Genomic DNA, 16,728 nt, shown 5'->3' with positions numbered 1-16,728 from the left:
GGGACGGTTCTTTTAGGGAACAATCGGAAGTTTGCGAAAAAAGAAGGCACATTTAGCTATTTAAGCTATCTGTGCCTTTGTACTATCTCGTATTACCACTATCCGCAAATTTTTGATTGTCCCAGAAGGACGAAGTCGCTTCCTTCTCTTCCTATGGGGATTCAATCCTCCCCAACCTCATTTTTGATCTTTTATTTATCAGTTTTTTTAACTGTTATCTATGTTTTTTCTTAAAAACATAGATAACAGTTAAAAATGGGTGTACTTTCCCCCTCCCCATTTAAGAGGCTTTTAAAAAAGCATTTAATTCTACCGATCACGGTATCTTATATGATGGAAACGGCGGTATCTTAAATGAATGAACGCTTTCTAGATGACCTTTTTTACACGAAGGACACAAAGTCATATCCTTATTTAATATTTTTCCAAGGACTTCAATTTTACTTAACCCTTCATATAACGGTTTATAGCTAGGGCTCTTTGTTAGTCTTCGACAACGTTCCAACTTCGTTTTTCTATTTCGATTTGCTAATAAACCATAATGCCTTACTTTCACAAATCGTGTCGGTAATACATGCATTAAAAAACGCCGAATAAATTCTACTTTGGTCATCTTTACTTGCTTTCTCTTATTGTTATTCTTATAGTCTTTTACACCGATGGTCACTGTATCATAACCTTGTGAAAGGATACGTTTATTCGAAATGGCAATTCTGTGCGTGTATAATCCAAGGTACTTCATCACAGCTAAAGGACCTGAAAATGTTCTTTTGGTATAACTATACCAATTCAGTTCATAACAGCTATCTAGTAATTGTTGAAACTGACTTCTAGATTGATATTTTGTTGTTTCAGTAAAGAACTTTAATTTCTTTTGGTTGTAATATTGTTTGAGATAATAGAGAAATTTCCCTCTAAATTGCTTTGATAAAACTTTCACAGGAATAAAGAATTTTTTACTCGTTTCCTTCCAACGGTTATCTTTTGTCAGGCCTCCGGCCAAGACTATGGTATGAATGTGAGGATGATAGTGTAAATTCTGGCCCCAAGTATGCAAGACAGATAAAAAGCCAATTTGGGCACCTAAATATTTATCGTCCCATGCGAGTTCGTTCAAAGTTTCTGCCACTGCTTTGTACATTAATTTATAAAGTAGTTTTTGATTGTGATAGATCAACATGTGTAATTGTTCGGGTATCGTAAACACGACGTGAAAATAGGGTGCGTTTAAAATATCTTTGCTTCTTTGATCCACCCAAATCTCTTTATCAACTCCTTGACATTGCGGACAGTGACGATTTCGACAAGAATTATAGCTAAGTTTTGAATCACCACATGAATCACACTCATGCCTGTGACCTCCTAAAGCATCTGTTTTACAATTTTTAATGGCCGTGGCTGCTTTTGCCTGTTCTATGGATACTTTATGAGTTACTCTAAAGTAATCGTAGTTATCAACGAATAAACTTTGTATAGTCATCAATTTTTACCTCTAGGCTGGTCCAATGGACTTTTGATCCCCATTAAACTTTTAGAAGTCATGTGTAAATAAGCAACTGTCGTTGCCACTCTTTTATGACCTAACATATGTTGTATATGCACAGGATCAATTCCGTCTTCGAGAGAGTGTGTCGCAAAACAATGCCGTAAGGTATGTGCTGAAATTGCTGTATCGAGATTTAATCTTTCTCTAATTTTAAGAAAGGTATTTTGTATGCTTTTAACCGTAATATGATTCTCTTGCTTTTGTCCCTTGAAGAGCCAATCATTTTTAGAAAAGGATCGATGATGATAGGCTTTGAAATACTCTCGCAGGACAAGAAGACTAGCTTCAGACAAAATGGTATAACGGTTCGTATCGTGTTTTGTTTTCTGCACACGAACTCGCATTCCTTGACTATCTATATCACTAATTTTTAGTCGTGCAACTTCACTAACGCGCAATCCACTACCATAGATTAAGGCGAGAATCGCCTTATGTTTTAAATTATTGGTACCCTCTAAAAGTGCATATACTTGCTCTCTAGGTGGAATAACAGGGAAGCTCTTGCCTCTTCTCATTCTAGGTACCTTTATTGGATTCCAGGTTTTCTCTAGTACATACGTGTAAAAAAACTTAATAGATGAAATACAATTATTTATTGTCCCTGGTGAAAGTTTTCTATCTCTTTTTAAGTGAAGGATATACCCCTGAATATCTTCAAAAGCAACTTCATCAATTTCTATCTCTAATACTACTTCCACATAGAATAAAAAATCGTTTATTCTTCTTCTCATAGATTTTCTTGTGGATTCTGGTGAGTTCTTAAGCTCAAAGAATAGTTCGATCTGTCGTTTATATTTTTCCATTATAAAAGCCCTCCGATTTGTTAGTTGATTTTTAAACAAACCGGAAGGTGGGTGGTCCACGATTAAGTGGAGTAAAATATTGGTTATGTAATTTTGTTGTTTTTCGTGTTAGAATAAATTTCATAGAAGTATGCTCTCTCTTTTTTATTGTTTGGTTTGGCGATTAAACAATATCACAGAAAGCATACTTTTTCTTTATGTTCTTAATGGTTTTCTTCCCTTAATAACCCTCTATCTGTATTTTTTTCCTCTTTACATAATAACGCTCTATCCCATAGCCATCGCGGGACGCGATTTCGTTCTTCTTGTGTTTCCATTTTCGGAAACACAAGAACCGTCCCTCTGCTTACAACTGCTAGACAAATAGCTTCCTTAGCTCTTCAAAGTTAATTGGTTTTGTCATGTAGGCAAATGCTCCTTTGTCAGCTGCTGTTTCGATCGTTGCTTCCATAGCGTCCGCACTGACTACAATAACCGGAATGTCCTTTGTTTTAGGATTTTTCTTTAGTTTACTTAAAATATCAAATCCTTGCAGGTCAGGTAAGCTTAGGTCCAAAAAAATATAATCAGGGTGTAGCTTATCCAACTCTTTTAAACCTGATCTACCAGAAGTAGTACAATGTAAATCGATGTTTCCAATTACATCTAACATAGATTTCATAACCTCGATGTTATCATGATTATCTTCTATATATAAGACTCGAAAGTTATAACTAGAAGGACTCCAATTTTTTATTGCCTGATCCAAATGCTCACTTTTTTCCTGATTAATCCTTTTAAAACCAACCCAAAAGGTTGATCCAATACCTTTTTCTGAAGTAACGCCAAAGGTACCGTCCATTCTAGTCATCAATTGGGCAACTATTGCAAGTCCTAAACCGGTTCCTTTCCAACCCTTCATATGTGTTTGACTGCGATAAAAAGGTTCAAAAATTAAATCAATCTCTTTTGGATCAATGCCAGATCCGTTATCTTGCACACTAATTTTCACTTGTTCTTCCTTTTCATCAACCTCACAATAAACATTTATAATGCCATTGTAGCTATTGTATTTCATCGCATTGTCCAATAAATTCGTCATTACTTGATTTAACCGTAAATGATCAGCCTCTACATAGATATCTTCACTAATGTTGTCTAAATTAATCATAATATTTGATTTCTGTGTATCTAAAATAGAACCTACACATTCCTCCAAAATAGGCTTTAACTGGACCTCTTCTTTGTTAATGTGAATACTTCCCATATCCATCGATGAAAAATCCAGTATTTCTTCAATCAATTGTAACAACTGATCCGAAGAGCGAAGTATTTTGTCAACCTTATCTCGGTTCTCTCTCGTCAAATCATTCATCATTAATATTTGTGCATAACCTTGAATCGTGTTTAACGGTGTGCGTAGATCATGACTCATTTGAGATAAAAATACACTTTTTGCATGATTTGCCTGATCAGCATTTGACTTTTCTTTTTTCAAGAACTTTTCACGTTCCTTTTGACGTGCCTTATCCATTAATAGCTTTTCATTTTTATTTTTTAACATATGAATTTCTTTTTCTAAATTTCCCACTCGCTTTCTTTCTTCTAAAGGAAAAGAAACATATTGTCTATGGTAATAAGGAGATTTAACAACCTCCTCATCCGTTAAAAGGTACTCATGTATTTTTAACAATTCATTTTGAAAAAAAGCAGGTGTCGTTAAGGCGTTGTACGCACAGACAGATATGATGCCATTCTCATTTAATAATGTATCAACCTTACTCTCATACTTTAAAATCTCACTGATGGAAGATTCATCTGCTAAAACATGCCCCCAAGTTCTCGTCAACATTCCCTTATCTAAATTAGCTGTTATAACTTTTTCTAACTCTTTAAAGCTTTCATCTGAATCAAATCCACTTTCGTTTAAGTAAAACATGTCACTAGACATATAGGATACTAGGCTAAGGTCACTTTCTGTGTATCCTTTATTTATTAATATTTCTTTGATTTTCATGTAAATACTTTTTCTTTCAACAAATAAAATATGATCTCCATCGTTTAATCCATCTTCTATATATAAAACCGCATTCATAATATATTTATCTTGTTCATTATACATATAAAGAAGGTGAGCTAACTCTTTTTGATTTGTTAGTTCTTGTAATGTTAGTGATTCTTTTGATCGTAATTCCTTTTCTCTTGCACCCATGATCTCATCCCCCAATAGGTTATCGGTTCTATTTTAATAAAAACCGCTCGCCCAATAAAGAAGATATTTTTACCATAATCTAAGGCACCAACTTTAAAACTACTTATGAAAATCATAAAAAAAGCCTTAAGCACCAAATGCGGAGCTTAAGGCTATATCGTATTGGATAGTTCGTTCATTAAATCTGTTTTTTGTAGTTTAGAAACATGTGCGTATTGTGGATAATTTATAAAGTGAGCGAAATAAGTATCCCCTTCAAATGAGATATAAGAGATATACTGTTTATTCACAATAAAAGAACGATGTGTTCGAAAAAAATTATCATTTAGCTGCTCTACCAAATTATTTAAAGATTCATTTGTTTCATATATTTGTTGCTCAGTGTGAATAATTGTTTTCCGTTTATCTCGTTCTATGAAAATCACTTTATCTAAGTGGATAAAATAAGAAACTCTATCCACCTTTATTGTAATAATTTTGTTTTTTTGCTTCTTTTCTACTAAAGCAGTTCTTGCTTTATCCAAAGCAATATATAACCGCTCCTTTTTTATCGGCTTCATCACATAATCAAGCGCATTTAAATCAAATGCTTTTACCGCGTATTGACCATAACCAGTAGTAAAAATAAACCTTAAGGCAGGATTTATTTTTAAACAAGCTTCAATCGCTTTAACGCCATCCAACTTCGGCATATTTATGTCAGCTATAATTAAATCTGGCCTTAGATCTAAATTTAAATCAAGGAGTTTTTCCCCATCATTGGCTATACCCACTACTTCGAACACATTGGAAGCTTGTATAAAAGTGGATAAAATTTCTTGTGACTCTTCATGGTCTTCTGCAATAACAACCGTTATTTTAGATCCCATTAACAGTCCCCCTCTCCTTTGCAGATGAAAACCTAATCGCTAGTAGAAAGGAAAGTTCTAAGGTACTAGTTTATGTATGTAAGTATACCATTTTCATTTGCTAATTATAACCCTATGAACACTTTCCAATAGTTACTATTAATATACCTGATTGGGTAGCTATTGATCACGATGAAGTTGCAGATTTCTACGATCAATCTCTTGCTCAAGAAGGCTGATAAACTCTTCATCTAAATTCAATCTTACCGCTTGTTCATAGGCATCTTTTAATTGATTGTAACTCAGATAATCCATGAAATACCCCTTCCAACTATAATGTTAAGTATATATACACTATTTTACATTTTTTTAAACTTTCTAACCCTACTAATCAAGAAACCTAAAACAAGGAATACTGCATTCGAAACACCCTTCAGGTGGTTTCAGAAAAACAAACGTGCATTTTGTCTTTTATTGAAGAAATTTAGCGCAGATCATAAGTAAGATACAGTGGGACAGACCTTGGAAACAGGGGGACGGTTCTTTTGTTTCCATTTTACAGACAACAAAAGACTGTCGATAATTTGGAGATATTGTCAGCATTTGATGGGATTTTTCGTGCCTAGCACTCGCACAAAATGGGTATAGGTAATTATCAAAAATACTCCGGCTTCGGGGTGAACTTCTAGGAGGCTAATCATGAAAAAACATACGTGTCCAAGATGCGATTTAGAAACACCCAGAGTAATAAAATATTATAGTGAATATATTTGCCAATTATGTTACGTCCGAATTCCAGTTGAAGAACGAACAAAGGCTGCCTTAGAAGAAAGATTAGTAATATAAGAGGTTTGGAGTGGGAATTATAGACGGTCAGACAGGCCAGTTGCAGTACATTTTTTCCAGTGTTTCCAATGATCAATACTTTAATGACGGCTGTAATCTATGTTATATTTAGTGTAGGCACAGGACGAACATGGAACATGGAGGCAAGCCCTCTTTGTTTGGTGTTCGTCCTATTTTTATTTACTTATCCTACAAAGCAAATATACTTTTGAGCCTTATTTGGATATACAGTGTCAGTAAAATACAAAGTCCAGAAGATATCATCATACTTTTTACCAATTACACAATCAAGTAAAATTCCAGGTGTAATTTTTTTCAATGGAAAGTGGATAAGCTCGTAGGTTCTAGTTGTATCAATATCATAAAGTGAAACAATTGATTCTGACATTTTTCTTACCTCAAAAATACTATTCACTGTTGTGTCACATTGCTCTAAGTTAGCCATAATGTTGTTTAAATCTTCGATCGGACTCCAATCGGCTTGATTGTAGTTTGGATAGGTGTACGCGAACAAATCATTTAGTGCTCTTTCACACGTCATCATTTCTCCTATAACATTTTCTACATATTTTTCCACGAATGCAAACCAAGAACAACTCCCTTGTTGGTCTAACCAACATATAAACCGCTTTAGTTGGATAAGCAAATTCTTCATTTCCATTTGCTTTTTTGTAATTGTTATATGGCGAGGGATGTATTCAATAATAAACTCTTCCCAAAATTCCGGTGTGCATGCACTCCAGGAATCTGGACAATCATCCTCTAAGTTAGTAGTTAGGTACGCTGAGAAGATACGAAGAAATTCATTGACTTGCGGACTTGTTAGGTGTTTTCGTTTATACGCTATTAAATCTCGACCGTAAAAGCAAACTAACGCACGGTACCTCATGTTAAATTTGGAGCCTAATCGTAACATGTCAAGATACTCTTCTCGCTCACCTTCATACGTGAACTCATGCATAAATGTCTTAATTTGGACAGAGCCGTTACCTGTTGTAAAAGTCTCATTGATCATTCGTTTCATTACATCAACTCCTCTTATTTTCTTTTACACATTGGGTGGTGAAGTGTTTTTATGGATGGGATTTAAATCAGTTTTTCTTACTTTTCAAGGAAGAAGAATTTGTAGTAGAGGATTTATAGTACTACTAAGATAGTCGAGTTTGGCTTACTGGTCAATGTCAAAAAAATTCTAATAGTACGATAGAAATCAAGTAGAAAATAGTTTTTTATATAACCGAAAAATTAAAAATCACCCTATTAACTGCGTGTATTATTACATACTAATTAACTTTCAAATTTGTTATTGATTCCCTTATTGCTCTTTTCGCAGTCTGGTGATAATCTTTAAGAAATTGGATAATGAAGGAGCATGCATGTATGGCCAACATTACACTTGCTGAAGCAGTTAAGCTTAAAAGCATTTTGTCGAAAAGAATTCATGAGTTAGAAGAAGAGATGTTCCGAGTTGCTTTTGTTCAAATGGAAAGTGGGAGTGAATTGCCTAAGCAAAATCGAACACTCTCTAACGTGGAGAAAGAAATAGAGCTTGTACGAGCGGACTTCCGTTTACTAGATAAATTAATGTATCAAGCAAATATTGAAAATGAAGTAGTTTTTAATGGCGAAAGCATATCGATTGTGGAGGCGATCGAGCTTGCGACACAGCTACGTGCAAAAGCTCGAAAACTAAAAGAATTAGCATCATGCGAAAAAGAAGAGCACCTTTATTTTGGTGAGACAACAACAATGGTGAAAGTTGCGCTCTATGATCCGGAGGAGTACCGTCAAAGATCTGTGGAAACAGAGCGTCTTGCAAATAGACTTTCCAATCTTATTAATGCGAAAAACTATGCTATTGAACTAGCATTTGATAGTGAAAAGTATTTCTAATCCCTTGATGAAGTGAGACTCTTCATCAAGGCATAGAAGGAGATAGTATGCGTACATTTTGTACTCGGAAATAGAAATGGCAATGGCAAAACCAATGATCATTAACCCATTACACTGTGACCAGTAACCAATGACCAACTATATGCCAATCGCGGTCGACGACCAAAGTTTGTAATTTTGAACTCCTTCTATGACAAAGGACACCTTCAGCAATGAAGGTGTCCTTTTTTAGGTTGGAGTGAGAAGAAAGGTGTGAACAGGAGAACCGTCCCCCTGTTCACGTTTGTTTTTTTAGACGTGGGACCCACGTACAAGTTAGATCAAGTGGACAAACCAGGTTTTAACAATGGCAAAGTATTCCCTAATGAAATAGTTTATTTTCACAAATAAAGGCGATTCCCCTCCAAGACCGTAACTGTTTAATCCTGTCTCTTTACCAATCATTTTTGCTCTAACAATGTGGTAATCGCTTGTGACGATCAGTACTGTTGGGTCTTTCACGCCTACCTGTTCAATTAGTTGCTTTGCGTTTGTGAGGTTCTCGAAAGTAGTAGTAGAAAGTTTTTCATAATAGATACGATCTTCAGCAACTCCTTTTTGCTTCAAATAATCCCCCATCGCCTCAGCTTCTGTAATTGATTCTCCTGGGCCCTGCCCTCCTGAGACAACTACTGGTATTTCGTTGTTTTCCAATAAAAATTCTGATCCAGCTATTAATCTTGTTTCTAATGTCTTGGATGGTTTTTCACCTTGTAAACCTGCACCAAGAATAATCACAAAATCAATAGTCTCTGGGTCTATTTTTTCACCCTCTGCTAGTTCATAAAGGATGAAGCTCTCTACTAGGATGAAAGAAAGCAAGAAAAGACCATAGATTGTTGCTAATAATCTAGTGAAGAACTTGTACTTTCGATCTCTCGTTTTCCTATAATGATTTTTCAGTAAAAAAATTACCGCCACTGTAAGGATATTTGCAGTAATAAATAAAACCCCGAAACTACTACCAAACAGGATCAGTAATAAGACAATAATTAATGCTATTACGATAAATAATAAATTCGTTCTTTTTTCACTCATATGTACCTCTTCTAATCATAATCATTTATAAGTCTGAAACATAACATACTAATTATATAACATGAAGAACTCCCCGTGAACAGTGAGACAGTTCTTGGAAACAAGGGGACGGTTCTCCTGTTCACGGTTTGGGAAGGTTTTGACGAGCGACCTATCCCTGCGACACAACGCACATTATGAAGAAGGTAATATTATATTAATGTAGAATCTATACCATTATTGAAGTTACTTAAAATTAAACTGCTAAGTATGGGGGCTGTTCAAGTGAATGACTGGGCTATTCTAATTATCTTCCTCGTTATCGGCGGAATTGCCGAATATTTGGTCACAAAGAAAGTGGAAGATCGCAAAAAACAAAATAGAATCATTATGTACACATGGGGAGGTATTGGTATAATCCTAATTATGATAGCAATATTTTCTTAGTATCGACGGTACTCTTGATCATACATAAGTGCATAAGTATCTTATCCATCAAACTAGCCAAACAACACCATTATTCACAAATCCAAAAACTCCTTCAACTTAGAAAAAGTGATCCCACGAATAGGTTGAGCTTCATTAAATAACTCATGACGTCCATCATCAATTAATGCCGTTCTTACATGGATGAATTTCTTTTGTATTATAGATATATTATGTTTCCAATCCACTGTCGTATCTTGATTACCTTGAATAACAAGCACATTTGACTTCTGATTTACTGGATATCTTTCTATCTGCTTATTCCAATCTATAACCGCACCAATCCATTCTATTGGAATCGCATCCGTTTGCAATGGATCTTCACTGGTGAAGGTAAGATATTTCTCATTTGAAGAATTTTCCCTCAGAAACCTTCTCACCTCAGAGATAAATGGGAACAATCGAACTAAGTAGTAGCCATACTTCGATACGTGCCAATGTTTCGAACGAATGAGTGGTGCTACGAGCACAAACTTGTCGTGATCATGAGGCTTTTTACAGCTCAATAAATAGTCCATCACAATTGCAGCGCCAGTGCTATGACCAATGACATGAAAGGGTTGTGGGAATCGCTGCTTTAAGTCATCTATTAATTGCTCCATCGTTTTAACGTAACTAGAAAAATGGTAAATCGATGCAGTCTTTCCTTCTGAAAGCCCGTGTCCTTGTAAATCATAGCTGATCACAGTGTATCCAGTTTCCGTTAGAAAATTTATCATATATTTTAAATGTCCTACATGACTCAAATAGCCATGCAAAAGAAAGATTGTTCCTTTGCTTACTTTTGGCTTAAACATATATACAGAAATTCGAGTGTTATGAAACGTTAACTTACCAAAATGGAATGCTATATTGTTCATCTGAAAGCCATAATAATGAAGGTACAATTCGATGTCATCATTTCGTTGGACAGGTGTTTCAAAATCTATTTCATGCTCAGATAAAGCTAGCCTTTTTAACACATGCTCTATCTCTAGATTATTCATCATACATCCAAGCTCCTTTTATTTCTTATTTTTATTATGATCCAAAAAATCGAGATGAAACATGAATGACGGTTCGATTGTTTCGTTTTTGGAAACAGGAGAACCGTCCCCATGTTTCCAAAATTAATTAAAGTAGGTGAGGTCTGGTATGTCGAGAATTCTTATTGTGGAAGATGAGCCAAAGCTCAGTCGGGTTTTGCAACTTGAGCTAAGTTATGAAAATTATGATACGGAGATTGCGGGTGATGGAAAAACTGCGCTTCGGCTAATGGAGGAACAAGATTGGGATCTCGTTTTATTAGACATCATGATCCCTGCATTGAGTGGGATGGAGGTATTAAGAAGGATTCGAAAAACGGATGAGGATACCCCGATCATACTTTTAACTGCACGCGATGAAATTCACGATAAGGTAAGTGGATTAGATCTCGGTGCAAATGATTACATTACCAAGCCATTTCAGATTGAGGAACTTTTAGCAAGGATCCGTGTGCATTTACGCAAGTCACAAGGGAAAAAGAATGGCGAAAATAAGCTAGTAGTCGGCTATCTAACTGTCGATCTAGATGCGCATGAAGTAAAGCACCAGGGCCATCCTATCGATCTAACTGCCAGGGAATTTGATTTGCTCGTTTGCCTACTGAAAAATAAAAACATTGTATTAACCAGAGATCAACTCATGGAAAATGTGTGGGGCTATGATTACTTTGGAGAAACGAATGTGGTGGATGTCTATATCCGTTACCTACGACAAAAAATAGATAAGCACTTTGATACAACATATATTCAAACGGTACGAGGTGTTGGCTATACCATAAAGGATTCAAGAACATGAAACTACGTACAAAAATACAATTATTCTCTGGCTTATTTATGCTAATTTTAGTCGTATTCGTTAACTTATCTGTATATTTCTTCTTTTATCAAATGAGTACAGATACTGAATTAGACGAGTTAGAGCTTACAGCAACGGATGTTATGAAAGCTTTACATACAAATCCAAATGTTGATCCAGTTGGCTTAATGAAAGCATATTTACCTGCTAATGGTATGATTCGAGTGATTGCAGAAAATGATGTGCCCATAATCGAACAAACGAGATCCTCAGAATTTTTAACCTTACCATGGGAATTTTCAAATGCCGAATCTAAGCGACTACTAAATGAAGCACATACACCAGATGTTGCAGTGATTGAAAAGCCTATGATTTGGCCTACAGGCACACATGAAGGTGAAATAATTACTATCCAAGTATCTAACCATTTATTATCATTACACGATACGATGAGAACCTTAATGTATGTACTCATTGTTTTATCTCTCGTAACTTTAATTCCCGTCATTGTAGCAAGTTCAGTTTTAAGTGGATTTTTATTACGTCCAATCCAGAACCTGATAAAGACAATGAAGCAAAATATGAAATTAGGGAAATGGCAAAAGATTGAGGTTACCACACGATCTCAGGATGAAATATATCAGATGGAACAGACATTTAATGAGATGATTGACCACCTGAAGTCAAGTTACGAGAAACAAGAAATGTTTGTCTCTGATGCTTCCCACGAGCTAAAAACTCCGATTCAGATTATTAAAAGTTATGCCCAGTTATTGGATCGAAGGGATCAACTTTCGCCAGAAGTCTTTAAAGAATCTATTCAAGCGATTAATTCCGAATCTGATCGGATTAAAAAGCTTGTAGAGCAACTGCTTTCCTTGGCAAAAAATAAAGAACTTTACACAAACGAAAAAGTGAATCTTACGAATATTGCTGAAGAAACAGCATTAACCTTTCGTGATGCTTACCAACGAGCGATTCATGTGACCGCACAAAAACCAGAACTAATGGTCAACGGGAATCAAGATCAACTGAAGCAAATCGCTTATATACTTATTGATAATGCTTTGAAATATAGTGAAAAACAAGTTGATGTTCATGTTTTCATGCGGGATGACAGTGTTTTTTTACAAGTGAAAGATTACGGACATGGCATTTCCAAAGAGGAACAGCATCATGTGTTTGATCGGTTTTACCGTGTGGATCAAGCACGGAATCGTGATACTGGAGGTACTGGATTAGGCTTGTCTATCGCAAAATCTATTGCAGAAGCACATCAAGCAGACTTGTATGTTAACAGTGAGATAGGAATTGGATCCACATTTACGCTAATGTTACGTGCTCAAGATTGAATCATACTTTCTCATCAAATTCTAATCTTCGTCACATCCTCCTTTCATGTATGGAGTATAGACTGAGTGTAACAAAACATTAGGAGGCAATTTAATTGAAAAAGAAAATAATGATCGTAACTGGAGTAATTGTTGCTGGTGGACTTATTGGTTTTGCTTTATCACAAACCGGAGTCGTTAGTGCAGATCCAAGCTATTCAAAGGACGATATTCGTAAAGAAGTATTGGAACTTTATCCTGGAGAAATCACAGAATTGGAATTAGAAAAACAAGGGAAGAAAGTAATTTATGAAATAGAAATTGATGTTGATGGTAAAGAATACGAATTAGAAATGGACGGCAATACCGGGGAAGTTTTGAAACTTGATGAAAAATTACTTGCTGCTAAAGATGCTTCAAGAGGAGCAGACGTTCAAAATGATGACCGAGGTACGGATGATGATGGTGAGGCAGACGACACAACTAAAGAAGATGACCTCATCGATGACGAAAGTAAGAAAGAAAGCGATGATGGCTCTAATGCAGATGGTGATGATTCCAAAAATACTTTGATCAGTCAAAAAGAAGCGGAAAAAATAGCATTAGAAAACTTTGCTGGCACGATCGAAGAGTTGGAATTAGATGAAGACGACAACCGTTTGATATACGAAATTGAAATAGTTAATGGCAAACGACAAGCAGACATTGATATTGATGCATATACAGGAAAAGTACTTGTGTTAGATATCGAAACGGACGAAGACTAATGTAAACAGTGGACGGTTCTTCCGTTTCCTTCATTGGAAACGGAAGAACCGTCCCTGTGTTTACACTATATTGATTTTACCGCATCTTCTATTGGTGTGTTTCCTGTTACGATTTGAAATTCTTTTCCAATCGTTGTTTTGTTGTTTAGGGTTTGAAAAATAACTCCTGCTACATCTTCGCGCGGGATCTGTCCTCTCTCAACTTCAATAGCTGCTTGGACTACACCTTTTCCTTCATCATTTGTAAGCCCACCTGGGTGGATGATTGTATAATCCAGATCGGTTGCTTTTAACCATTCATCTGCATAGTGCTTAGCAGCTACATATGGTGCGAAAGATTCTGGCGCTGCCTGGATTGCCTCCCTGGTCGTGTCAAACGAACTAATCATTACAAATCGTTTCACACCAGCCTTTTTCGTTGCTTCAACTGTTTTAACAGCTCCATCTAAATCAACCATAATTGTTTTATCTTTCCCTGTGTGAGGCCCAGAACCAGCAGTGAACACAACCGCATCGACGCCATCTGCCGCTTTTGCAATCTCGTCAATACTAGACTCAAGATCGACAACAGTAGTCTCTGCACCTAAATCTTCAAAATAAGCTGCTTGCTCTTGTTTACGAATCATCGCTCTTGCTTTATGGTTTCCACTATTCTGAATGAGCTTTACCAGATGTTTCCCAATTTGTCCGTTTGCTCCAACTACAAGAATTTTCAATGCTTCCACCCTTTCTTTGCTTCTTAAGTATATATCTATGGTAAACAGAATCCATTCCCGATGTCCACCAATTGGATTTAAGTTAAAGCTAGTTTCTTTATATACTTACTCTTTTCATTCTCTTTCTTTTAAAGCTCCTCAATAGAAAATCCAGTATTTGGCTTGGTAGATTATTAATCGTTTAAAAAATGGAAACACAAGAACCGTCCCCATGTTTCCAAAAACAGAGGGACAGAGTTGTCTGTCCCTCTGTCCCGTTACTTTAGTGTATTCCAGATTTGGTTGATGTTTTTTTGTTGGATTTTTCCGTCGTGTACGTAAAAGGTGTAATTAAGCGTTAATGTTTCACCCATGTTTAGTACAAATGGTTCATCGAATAAGAAGGATGCTGATAAAAATTGCATGTCTTTATAGTCATACGTTAGCTTTGGTGATGGGTGGCGTAAGTTTTTGGGATGGTCAATCAAGCAAACACCTGCCCACGTATCTTCGACGTAACCGTCTACTTTACCAGCATAATCACACCATTTGAATGCTTTACCATATGCATCTTCTGCCGTGAACTCTCCTACATCCGTTGTAATAACAGGGTTTAGAAAATTGCGGTTGAATCGACACGACAAACCGGCATATCCGCCCCATGGTGTCTCTTCTGTATGCTCTGTGCGATCTAAGGTAACTGGACCATCCGTTGGCGTGAACGTTCCTTGCCAATGGATGAAATACCCATCAGGCCCTTCTTTCACACGAACCTCTCTACTTTCTTCCAGAATATTTTCCCCTTCCTGTGTGATATAGGAAATTGATTGGTTAAAACCAACTTCTTCATCGTCCACCGGCGTAAAGGTGTCTGTAACAACTTTATTATCTTCCCCATGATATTTCGCTTCCCAGAAATTCAGTCCATTCATATATTTCCATGAAAAGAACATACCTGGATGCCACGGGTGATCCCATGGACGATAAATCGTAATCGTATTTCCATCCAACGTTTTTACTAAACGAAAGGATGGATTCACATCATCCTTTTCGCCATATACATATTCCAATACTTTCGCACCATTAACACTAGCTTCCCAATAAGCTTCTTGCTTTTTATATTTCACTTCTATCGCCAATGATAAAACCTCACTATCTGCTGTTATTCTTTCCTATGCTCACTTCAGGCTATTTTTTTAACGGCGTGCCTTTATTACCTGAATCGTACATCATTTCGACTAATTCAATCGTTTTTATTATTTCACGGCCATCTGATTCTGGGCGTGTCTGGCTGTTTACACTATCGATAAAATGCTTTAATTGGTTTGTCTGCGGGTGTTCAACCAACCCTGCAGCATATTTTGCTTCATCAACACGTTCATACCCAGCATTAGGATTAACAGAACGTTTTGCAGAGCGAATCCACAATCCGGTTTCTCCTTGATGTGGACCGAAAAACATTGTACCTTTATCTCCATAAACTTGTAACATCCCGTTATCTGGTGGGAAGAAAGGCGTATATCCAGTAAACAAATGCCCTAACGCACCATTTTCGAATTTCATTTGGACCATAGCCCAGTTTTCTGCACCATTAGTTGACCAGTCATCCGTGTACAGTTGGTTTGTGTACACTTCTTCAACCTCACCAATAATAAAGCGTAACGCGTCGACATTATGGATTGCTAAACTAGTAATCGCACCACCGCCGGCTAACTCACCGTTGTAAATCCAATTTCCTTTTGGAAAAGCATCACGGAAATTTAACAACCATTCAGTGCGCACTGCTTGTATATTTCCAAGCTCGCCACTTTCTATGATTGCTTTAGCAGCGATACACCATGGTTGATAACGCCAGTTTTGTGCTACCATGAGCGTTTTATTATTCTTTTCTGCAGCATCAATCATGTTCTTGCACTCTTCACTTGTACGTGCCATCGGTTTCTCAATCAATACATGCTTCCCAAGATTTAAAGCACGAACAGCCAACGTTTCATGCAGTTGGTGTGGTACAGCTAATACGACGGTATCCATGTCCGCTTCTGCAAAAAAACGATCAATGTCCGTGAATGTATCACATTTTCCTTCAAATGCTTTTACTTTTGATTCATCAAGATCACATACAGCAGATAAAATAGCTTCACTCTCGTGTGCATGTATCGCTTGCACATGTTGTTGTCCCGGCCAACCAAGTCCTACAATACCAAATTTCATAGTAGTCTTCCCCCAGATTCATTGTTTGCTATAATCATTTTGAGATCGCTTACATTTTTCCACAGAAACTAACCTTATGCGTGCTTCACTCTTACATAGCCTAGTACCTCTAGTAATCTCTAAAGTAATCCAATTATAGCGAAATTCATAATCTATATCAAAAAAAGAGTTTAGGAATGAGAGTTTTTTAAAAAAATTAGCAATTTTGTGAATACAAAAAAGGATAGCCTAATT

At 36.4% G+C, this 16,728-nt stretch carries 17 protein-coding genes; 6 read left to right on the top strand and 11 right to left on the bottom strand.

Features of this window, described 5'->3' with window-relative positions:
• Positions 1-316 precede the first annotated feature (316 nt).
• From NYQ66_RS06770 to sda, 5 genes are all read right to left on the bottom strand, one after another.
• On the bottom strand, positions 317-1,483 hold the full coding sequence (locus NYQ66_RS06770; protein ID WP_456151316.1) for an IS91 family transposase: 1,167 nt from the start codon (positions 1,481-1,483) through the stop codon (positions 317-319).
• Complete coding sequence (locus tag NYQ66_RS06765) at positions 1,480-2,349, bottom strand: tyrosine-type recombinase/integrase (protein WP_259867933.1); 870 nt, start codon at positions 2,347-2,349, stop codon at positions 1,480-1,482. The genes NYQ66_RS06770 and NYQ66_RS06765 overlap by 4 nt, the downstream gene beginning before the upstream one ends.
• A 355-nt stretch (positions 2,350-2,704) precedes the next feature.
• Positions 2,705-4,540 carry an ATP-binding protein gene (locus tag NYQ66_RS06760; protein WP_259868177.1) on the bottom strand — a complete coding sequence of 612 codons (1,836 nt, stop codon included), beginning with the start codon at positions 4,538-4,540 and terminating at the stop codon, positions 2,705-2,707.
• A gap of 152 nt (positions 4,541-4,692) precedes the next feature.
• Complete coding sequence (locus tag NYQ66_RS06755; RefSeq protein ID WP_259868175.1) at positions 4,693-5,409, bottom strand: LytR/AlgR family response regulator transcription factor; 717 nt, start codon at positions 5,407-5,409, stop codon at positions 4,693-4,695.
• Positions 5,410-5,568: 159 nt separating this feature from the next.
• Positions 5,569-5,703, bottom strand: coding sequence for a sporulation histidine kinase inhibitor Sda (gene sda, locus NYQ66_RS06750; protein WP_259868173.1), 135 nt, complete (start codon positions 5,701-5,703; stop codon positions 5,569-5,571).
• Positions 5,704-6,087: 384 nt separating this feature from the next.
• On the opposite strand from sda, the gene NYQ66_RS06745 reads away from it, so the two are divergent.
• The gene (locus NYQ66_RS06745; RefSeq protein ID WP_259868171.1) at positions 6,088-6,234 is read left to right on the top strand and encodes a hypothetical protein; all 147 of its coding nucleotides are present in this window, start codon (positions 6,088-6,090) and stop codon (positions 6,232-6,234) included.
• A gap of 184 nt (positions 6,235-6,418) precedes the next feature.
• Here NYQ66_RS06745 and NYQ66_RS06740 read toward each other — a convergent pair whose 3' ends face one another.
• A complete protein-coding gene (locus NYQ66_RS06740; protein ID WP_259868169.1) occupies positions 6,419-7,258 on the bottom strand; it encodes a hypothetical protein in 840 nt (279 codons plus the stop codon).
• A gap of 356 nt (positions 7,259-7,614) precedes the next feature.
• On the opposite strand from NYQ66_RS06740, the gene NYQ66_RS06735 reads away from it, so the two are divergent.
• Positions 7,615-8,127 (top strand): DIP1984 family protein, encoded by a 513-nt coding sequence (locus NYQ66_RS06735; protein WP_259868167.1) that lies wholly within the window; start codon positions 7,615-7,617, stop codon positions 8,125-8,127.
• A gap of 315 nt (positions 8,128-8,442) precedes the next feature.
• On the opposite strand, the gene NYQ66_RS06730 is transcribed toward NYQ66_RS06735, so the two are convergent.
• The gene (locus tag NYQ66_RS06730) at positions 8,443-9,204 is read right to left on the bottom strand and encodes a YdcF family protein (protein ID WP_259868166.1); all 762 of its coding nucleotides are present in this window, start codon (positions 9,202-9,204) and stop codon (positions 8,443-8,445) included.
• 264 nt (positions 9,205-9,468) lie between these two features.
• On the opposite strand from NYQ66_RS06730, the gene NYQ66_RS06725 reads away from it, so the two are divergent.
• Positions 9,469-9,630 carry a hypothetical protein gene (locus tag NYQ66_RS06725; RefSeq protein ID WP_259868165.1) on the top strand — a complete coding sequence of 54 codons (162 nt, stop codon included), beginning with the start codon at positions 9,469-9,471 and terminating at the stop codon, positions 9,628-9,630.
• A gap of 74 nt (positions 9,631-9,704) precedes the next feature.
• Here the strand turns inward: NYQ66_RS06725 and NYQ66_RS06720 are convergent, their stop codons facing one another.
• Positions 9,705-10,658 (bottom strand): alpha/beta hydrolase, encoded by a 954-nt coding sequence (locus NYQ66_RS06720; RefSeq protein ID WP_259868164.1) that lies wholly within the window; start codon positions 10,656-10,658, stop codon positions 9,705-9,707.
• Positions 10,659-10,803: 145 nt separating this feature from the next.
• Here NYQ66_RS06720 and NYQ66_RS06715 point away from each other — a divergent pair, with 145 nt between their 5' ends.
• From NYQ66_RS06715 to NYQ66_RS06705, 3 genes are all read left to right on the top strand, one after another.
• Positions 10,804-11,490, top strand: a complete 687-nt coding sequence (locus tag NYQ66_RS06715) for a response regulator transcription factor (RefSeq protein ID WP_259868163.1) — start codon at positions 10,804-10,806, stop codon at positions 11,488-11,490.
• Positions 11,487-12,842: a sensor histidine kinase gene (locus tag NYQ66_RS06710; RefSeq protein ID WP_259868162.1), complete on the top strand. Its 1,356-nt coding sequence runs from the start codon at positions 11,487-11,489 to the stop codon at positions 12,840-12,842. Before NYQ66_RS06715 ends, NYQ66_RS06710 begins: the two co-directional genes overlap by 4 nt.
• A gap of 95 nt (positions 12,843-12,937) precedes the next feature.
• Positions 12,938-13,588, top strand: coding sequence for a PepSY domain-containing protein (locus NYQ66_RS06705; protein ID WP_259868161.1), 651 nt, complete (start codon positions 12,938-12,940; stop codon positions 13,586-13,588).
• 65 nt (positions 13,589-13,653) lie between these two features.
• On the opposite strand, the gene NYQ66_RS06700 is transcribed toward NYQ66_RS06705, so the two are convergent.
• The 3 genes from NYQ66_RS06700 to NYQ66_RS06690 form a co-directional block, all read right to left on the bottom strand.
• Positions 13,654-14,304, bottom strand: coding sequence for an SDR family oxidoreductase (locus NYQ66_RS06700; RefSeq protein ID WP_259868160.1), 651 nt, complete (start codon positions 14,302-14,304; stop codon positions 13,654-13,656).
• Between the two features lie 257 nt (positions 14,305-14,561).
• Positions 14,562-15,422 (bottom strand): DUF6807 domain-containing protein, encoded by an 861-nt coding sequence (locus NYQ66_RS06695; RefSeq protein WP_259868158.1) that lies wholly within the window; start codon positions 15,420-15,422, stop codon positions 14,562-14,564.
• A gap of 49 nt (positions 15,423-15,471) precedes the next feature.
• Positions 15,472-16,494: a Gfo/Idh/MocA family protein gene (locus NYQ66_RS06690; RefSeq protein ID WP_259868157.1), complete on the bottom strand. Its 1,023-nt coding sequence runs from the start codon at positions 16,492-16,494 to the stop codon at positions 15,472-15,474.
• Positions 16,495-16,728 lie beyond the last annotated feature (234 nt).

This window comes from Aquibacillus koreensis (assembly GCF_025154055.1).
GTDB classification, from domain to species: Bacteria; Bacillota; Bacilli; order Bacillales; family Amphibacillaceae; genus Aquibacillus_C; species Aquibacillus_C koreensis.
The sequence above is the reverse complement of the archived record's forward strand: the minus strand, read 5'-3'. Positions and strand labels throughout refer to the sequence as shown.

What these genes read in the sequence shown, in the direction of transcription:
- NYQ66_RS06765 (WP_259867933.1), bottom strand. Translation starts at nt 2,349, where the DNA reads ATGGAAAAATATAAACGACAGATCGAACTATTCTTTGAGCTTAAGAAC.
- NYQ66_RS06760 (WP_259868177.1), bottom strand. Translation starts at nt 4,540, where the DNA reads ATGGGTGCAAGAGAAAAGGAATTACGATCAAAAGAATCACTAACATTA.
- NYQ66_RS06755 (WP_259868175.1), bottom strand. Translation starts at nt 5,409, where the DNA reads ATGGGATCTAAAATAACGGTTGTTATTGCAGAAGACCATGAAGAGTCA.
- sda (WP_259868173.1), bottom strand. Translation starts at nt 5,703, where the DNA reads ATGGATTATCTGAGTTACAATCAATTAAAAGATGCCTATGAACAAGCG.
- NYQ66_RS06745 (WP_259868171.1), top strand. Translation starts at nt 6,088, where the DNA reads ATGAAAAAACATACGTGTCCAAGATGCGATTTAGAAACACCCAGAGTA.
- NYQ66_RS06740 (WP_259868169.1), bottom strand. Translation starts at nt 7,258, where the DNA reads ATGAAACGAATGATCAATGAGACTTTTACAACAGGTAACGGCTCTGTC.
- NYQ66_RS06735 (WP_259868167.1), top strand. Translation starts at nt 7,615, where the DNA reads ATGGCCAACATTACACTTGCTGAAGCAGTTAAGCTTAAAAGCATTTTG.
- NYQ66_RS06730 (WP_259868166.1), bottom strand. Translation starts at nt 9,204, where the DNA reads ATGAGTGAAAAAAGAACGAATTTATTATTTATCGTAATAGCATTAATT.
- NYQ66_RS06720 (WP_259868164.1), bottom strand. Translation starts at nt 10,658, where the DNA reads ATGATGAATAATCTAGAGATAGAGCATGTGTTAAAAAGGCTAGCTTTA.
- NYQ66_RS06715 (WP_259868163.1), top strand. Translation starts at nt 10,804, where the DNA reads ATGTCGAGAATTCTTATTGTGGAAGATGAGCCAAAGCTCAGTCGGGTT.
- NYQ66_RS06710 (WP_259868162.1), top strand. Translation starts at nt 11,487, where the DNA reads ATGAAACTACGTACAAAAATACAATTATTCTCTGGCTTATTTATGCTA.
- NYQ66_RS06690 (WP_259868157.1), bottom strand. Translation starts at nt 16,494, where the DNA reads ATGAAATTTGGTATTGTAGGACTTGGTTGGCCGGGACAACAACATGTG.